We start from the raw sequence: 3,668 nt of genomic DNA on the forward strand, positions 1-3,668 counted from the left end.
ACCCTCCCGTGAGTTCACGAATTCTGAAGGGTATGCCGGTGGGAACTGACGGCTTGAGCCTCTCACAGAACGCGGTTGTGGTCGTGGGTTCGCGAACTGACGGCGAGTGTTCGGCGCCCGGGTCAGGCGGGGTCGCCGATGTCGTCGGGTTCGGGGTCGGGCAGGTAGCGCAGTGCGCCATCGACGGTGAGTCCGAACAGGTCGCAGATGCGGCGGACGTCGCCGCCGGTGGCGCGGGCCTCGTGGAGGATCCGGTCTTCACGCATGAGGTGAATGGGGATGCCGGTGGCCAGAGTGAGCCAGCGGCCGCCGACCGGTGCGGTCCGGTTCGAGTTGCGGGAGTTGATGAAGACGTACGGGTTGCCGGTGGTCGGCCATCGCTTGTTGCGATGGTCGAGCCAGGCGTTGAGGCGGACGCGGACGGGTTCGGCCAGGAGGATTGTGCGCTGTCCGAGTCGAAGCCGGCCGTCGGCGAGGTCGGTCAGTCTGATCTGGCGCAGCTCGCCGGCGCGCAGGCCGTGGAAGGTGGCCAGGGCGGTCAGCGCGGCGGAGGCGGGGTTGGGCGAGAGCAGCGATTCGCGGATCTTCTCGGCGTGCGCGGGCAGGGGGTTGCGCCGTTCGTGGCTGCCGGTCTGGATCCGGGCGATGGGGTTGACGAAGAGAACCTTGCGGGCCTTGAGGAGCGTGAGGATGGAGCGGAGTCCGGCGCCCATGGTGGAGCGCGGGTTGCCCGCGGGCGGCAGCACGGCGCGGACGTCGCTCGAGGTGATCTCGCGCAGCGAGGTGTGGCCTTGTTCGGTCCAAGTGGTCAGGGCGGGCATGGCCCAGCGCAGGTAGAGCCGGATGGTCTGCTGGTCGCGAGGCTTGCGTCGCGGCGGGGTGGTGGAGCCGTTGATCATGACGTCGAACCAGTCGCGGACCTCTGCGCGCATCGGGTTGGGGAGGTCGGCGATGGTGGCCTCGACGTAGGCGTGGATGGCGGGTTGACGGTCGTCGAGCATGACGCCGGCGGCGGTGGCGACGTCGATGACCGGGAGAGCGGTCATTCCGATCTCTTGGAGTCGGATGGCGTCGGAGGCGAGCAGCATCGCTCCGGGGGTGTCTTGCATGTGCTGCAGGACGCGCATCGAGCGTTGGGTGCGGAAGATGGTGGATCTGGGCCAGCCGTGCCGCCGAGCGTGGTCAAGGACCGCAGCGTCGAGGAACGCCGCCATCTGCGCGTCGGGCGGCTCGGGCGAATGCTCGCTGGTGAGCAGGCCTCGTCGCCGGGCGACGGCTACCCAGTTGCTCAGGTCGCGGGGCATGTCGAAGAGCGCGAGCTGGATCTGTTCAGTCGGGTAGAAGTCGATGGTGCCGAACCTGTCGGCCCTGTACCGGTGGAGGTTGCGAGGGTTGGGCTGGGCGCTGGGCTTGTCGACGCGGCGGACCCTGCCCCAGCGCAGCCGGGTCGGCTGGAAGGGGATGTTGGCGAGGTAGAGCTGCTGCCCGCCGGCGTTGGCTTCCTCGACGGTTGCGCCGAGCGCGATGCTCATCTGTCGATCGCACAGGTTGCAGACCTGGTCGGGGTTGACCGCCAGACCGACCCGGCTACAGATCCGACAGTTTCCGCGCGGGAGCCGTTGACGCCAGCTACGACAGCGCCAACACAGCCATTTGTGCTTGCGGATCACGCCCCAGGCGTGACAGTCGCGGCAACTCTCGATTCGCTGCGGCGCGTACTGGTGACAGCGGGTGCACAACCCTTGGGAGTAGTACTCCACCGCGAACCCGCGATCGAGACCGGCGCCGCGGCCGTCGTCGAGACTGCCGTCAGGGCCGTCGCTGGTCCTGCCCGAGGCCCACTCGCCGTCCGCGCCAGCGTTGCAGCGTGTGCATGCCGGTGGGGCGAATGGGCCGCCAGGCAGGCATTGGTAACAGTAGTCGACCCGTGGGCGAGTCCAGGCGACGGGACGTTGCCGACAGGCGATGCAGGGCTTCGGCCTGCCGCCTCTTGCTCCCGCGCTGACTTCCTGGCCCGTTGCTTCCTGGCTGGCGTCGGCATTCACTCAACTGCTCATTCGGCTGCTCATTCGGGAGGTCGTGTCCGGTTGCGTCCCAACCGGGGCTGCACGATCGGCGTGGGCGGCTTGGCGGCGCCGGGCTGGTCGCCAGTGGCGGTCTTGGCGGCTCGAAGTGCGGCGACGTTGCCGGGCTCGCGGACCAGCAGCTTGGTGGGCTCGCAGTCCAGGACCTCACAGATCACGTCGAGGTCGTCGAGCCTGATGGTGGTCGGGGTGCCGGTCCACAGGGCCGACATCTTCCCCGCGGAGATCTCGAGCCCGGCGTCGGCGAGCATGCGGCGCAGCTCAGTGGACTTCCAGATGCCGCGTTCGGCCGCGGCCATGCGCAGGTTCCACTTCATCGGATTACTCCTCCCCGAGCGTCAGCCCGAATCGGTCGCTGACTCGTTGGTTCGCTTCATGCCAGGCCCGCTCGATGTGGTCGTCTTCGACGTGCACGTAGGTGGTCGTGGTCTTGAGCCAGACGTGGCCGAGGAGTTCCTGGACGGCCTTGAGCGCCATCCCGCGGTGGTAGAGCGAGGTCGCGCAGTAGTGGCGCAGCACGTGCGGGGTCAGGCGTTGTTCCCAGGCGGGCAGCCAGCGTGCGGCGGCGCGGGTGAGGCCGGCACGCAGCGCGTCGTCACCGACTCGGGTCGGCCGACCGGTGATCGTGTCGTAGCGCTCGCTGGGCAGCAGGGGCGCGTCGGGGTCGTCCCAGTCGTCGCCGAACTGGTGGCGCACGTCGGTCAGCCACCAGTTGAGCAGCCCGGCTGTCCCGTTGATGGCGGGCACGAGCCGGGTCTTCGGACCCCGCCCCCGGGAGCCCTTGCCGAACCGGACGTGGAGCTTGCCGTGCTCACCGAGATCGGGGCGCCAGTCCCGCAGGTCCAGCATCCGCGACTCGTTGAGTCGAAGCCCCACCCGTCGCCAAAGCGAAGCGGCCATGAAGTCACGGGCCGCTGTCAGGTACTTGCGTTGATCGACCATGGTGTCGGCCCAGCAGGTGAACAGGTGGTCGACCTCATCGTCGGTCGGTGGCACTCGGATTGTCTGAGTCCAGGTGCTCGCCGGGCGGTTGAACTCATCGACCGGCTGGCTGACCACGACTCCGGTCAGGGCGTGGATGTCGCCTTGGTAGCGGGCGACCATGAACTCGAAGAAGCGGGCGACCGAGCTGGCCTTGCCTTCCACGGTCTTGCGCAGCAGGCCACGGTCGCGACGCAGCCAGGCCAGGTACCGATCCACGTCCGCTGCGTCGGCCACCCAGACGGGCTGACCGAGGAAGCGGGCGAACTCGATGACCGCCGAACGTTCGGCGTCGATGTAGCCGTCAGTGAGACCAGCACCCACCATCGCCAGTGCGTGCTGGTCGACGATCTCCTGCTCGAACACATCGGCGTCCGCCGCCGAGGCCAGTCGCCGCGGCGAGTCGATCGAACGCACCACCGCCAACGTCATACGCGGTCCTTGGGATCACGAATCCACGGCACAAGCCATACATATCAGATTCTGTTCGAGAATCTCGACATCTCTTCGGAGATTCCCGGAGGCGTCGGATGCGGGCGCTGAGCAGGGACGCAGGCCACGAGAGGAGTTCAGATGCTCAGAGAACTCACGGCACTAGGGACA

General features: G+C 68.0%; 3 protein-coding genes. All 3 read right to left on the reverse strand.

Going from position 1 to position 3,668, the window contains the following annotated elements; genetic code table 11:
* Positions 1-122: 122 nt before the first annotated feature.
* Positions 123-1,670, reverse strand: a complete 1,548-nt coding sequence (locus tag ABKW28_RS22595) for a hypothetical protein (RefSeq protein WP_348613509.1) — start codon at positions 1,668-1,670, stop codon at positions 123-125.
* A 395-nt stretch (positions 1,671-2,065) separates the two neighbouring features.
* A complete protein-coding gene (locus ABKW28_RS22600) occupies positions 2,066-2,401 on the reverse strand; it encodes a helix-turn-helix transcriptional regulator (protein ID WP_348613511.1) in 336 nt (111 codons plus the stop codon).
* Between the two features lie 4 nt (positions 2,402-2,405).
* The gene (locus ABKW28_RS22605) at positions 2,406-3,497 is read right to left on the reverse strand and encodes a tyrosine-type recombinase/integrase (protein ID WP_348613513.1); all 1,092 of its coding nucleotides are present in this window, start codon (positions 3,495-3,497) and stop codon (positions 2,406-2,408) included.
* Positions 3,498-3,668 lie beyond the last annotated feature (171 nt).

This window comes from Nocardioides sp. 31GB23 (assembly GCF_040012395.1).
In the GTDB taxonomy this organism is placed as follows: Bacteria; Actinomycetota; Actinomycetes; order Propionibacteriales; family Nocardioidaceae; genus Nocardioides; species Nocardioides salarius.